Raw genomic sequence first — 2,219 nt, 5'->3', positions numbered from 1 at the left:
AGCTTCTCCTTCGACGTGTTCGTCGGTGATATCGCGCGGACGCTTTATAACGGCGGCACAATGGTTATCTGTCCGAAAGACGACCGCATTGATCCGAGCCGTCTGTATGGCTGGATTCGCGACTATCAGATTACCGTGTTCGAATCGACTCCAGCCCTGATCGTACCGTTTATGCAGCATGTATATGAGCAGGGACTGGACATGAGCAGTCTGGAATTGCTGATTACCAGCTCGGATAGCTGCAGCGTGACGGATTATCGGGTGTTGCAAGAACGATTTGGCGCAGATATTCGCATTATGAACAGCTATGGTGTTACGGAAGCGGCGATCGACTCCAGCTTCTACGACGAAGAACTGTCGAAGCTGCCAAGCAGCGGTAATGTGCCGATTGGACAGGCATGGCTGAACGCACGCTTCTACATCGTGGACAGCCAGCTGAATCCGGTGCCGATCGGCGTACTGGGTGAGCTGTGCATCGGTGGAATTGGGGTAGCACGGGGATACCTGAACCGTGCGGACCTGACGGCCGAGAAATTCGTAGCCAATCCGTTCGTGCCAGGTGAACGATTATACCGCACAGGTGACTTGGCGCGATGGATGCCGGACGGCAATGTGGACTTTATCGGCCGGATGGACTATCAAGTGAAAATCCGGGGCTATCGGATCGAGCTGGGCGAGATCGAAACGGCGATCCAGCGGGTGCCGGGTGTACGTCAAGCGGTAGTCATCGACCGGACGGATGAGCGTGGACACAAGTACTTGTGCGGATACATCACAGGAGAAGCTGAGCTGCGGATCGAGGAGGTACAGGCCGAACTGGAAGCCGGACTGCCAGCGCACATGGTGCCTGCACGTTTGATGCGACTGGAGACGATCCCGCTGACGAGCAACGGTAAAATCGACCGTAAGGCCTTGCCGGAACCGGAAGGAAGCATCCATACGGGTGCAGCCTATGTGGCACCGCGTACCACGGTGGAGCAAGTACTGGCTGCGGTATGGGCCGGGGTGCTCGGCGTGGAAGCGGTAGGTGCGCAGGATAACTTCTTTGAGCTGGGTGGCGATTCGATTAAGGCCTTGCAAGTATCCTCCCGATTGCTGCAAGCAGGTTATCGACTGGAGATGAAAGACCTGTTCAGTCATCCAACCGTGTCCGCCCTGGCACTGAAAGTTCAATCGGTGACCCGATTGGCGGATCAAAGCGAAGTGGTGGGCGCTGTGAAGCTGACACCTGTTCAACACTGGTTCTTTGAGCAAAACCTGACGGATGCTCATCATCATAACCAGTCCATCATGCTGCATAGCAAGGATGGTTTTGATGAACCGGCCCTGCGCACGGCGATGGATCAAATCGTTAGCCATCACGACACACTGCGTATCATTTTCCGTCCTACGGAGCACGGATATGAAGCCTGGAACCGCGCAATTGGGGAGGGCGAGCTGTATACGCTGGAACGTATAGACCTCAGCCATGAGACTGAGGTGTCAGCGGCGATCGAGGCTAAAGTGAATGAAATTCAGGCGGGTATTCAGTTAAGCGAAGGACCGCTGGTGAAACTGGGGCTGTTCCATTGCCCAGATGGTGATCATTTGCTGATGGCGATTCATCACTTGGTGGTGGATACCGTATCTTGGCGAATTTTGTTCGAGGATATTACAACCGCCTACGAGCAGGCATTGAACGGACAAACGGCTCGTCTTCCGCACAAAACGGATTCGTTCCGCACCTGGGCGGATGGACAGTCTCAATATGCGAACAGTCCGGCCATGGCAGCAGAACTCGCATTCTGGCAGGAAATGGAACAGGGCGTATATCAGCCGCTTCCAAAAGACGAATCCCATTCTCATTCCTTGAATAGGGACAGCGAGAACATGACAGTTACGTGGACAGCTCAGGAAACGGAGCAGTTGTTAAAACAGGCGCATCGTGCCTACAACACGGAGATGAATGATTTGCTGCTTACCGCATTGGGACTGACGATTCATCGCTGGGCGGGCCTGGAACGAGTGCTCGTGAGCCTGGAAGGCCATGGGCGGGAATCCATTCTGCCAGAACTGGATATTACGCGCACCGTGGGCTGGTTTACGACCCAATTCCCGGTGGTGCTGGATATGAGCGTGGGGCAAGACCTTTCACAGCGCATCAAACAGGTGAAAGAAGGACTCCGCCGCATTCCGCAAAAGGGCATTGGCTACGGGATGTTGAGATACCTGTCCGCAGC

General features: G+C 54.8%; 1 protein-coding gene. It reads left to right on the top strand.

Annotation, left to right across the window (positions count from 1 at the left end; translation table 11 throughout):
• Positions 1 to 2,219: condensation domain-containing protein (locus ACWA2B_RS27775; RefSeq protein ID WP_449292865.1), on the top strand; the 2,219-nt coding region annotated here is incomplete at both ends.

Source organism: Paenibacillus sp. CMM36 (assembly GCF_053570945.1).
This window is presented reverse-complemented; position numbering and strand designations above follow the sequence as displayed.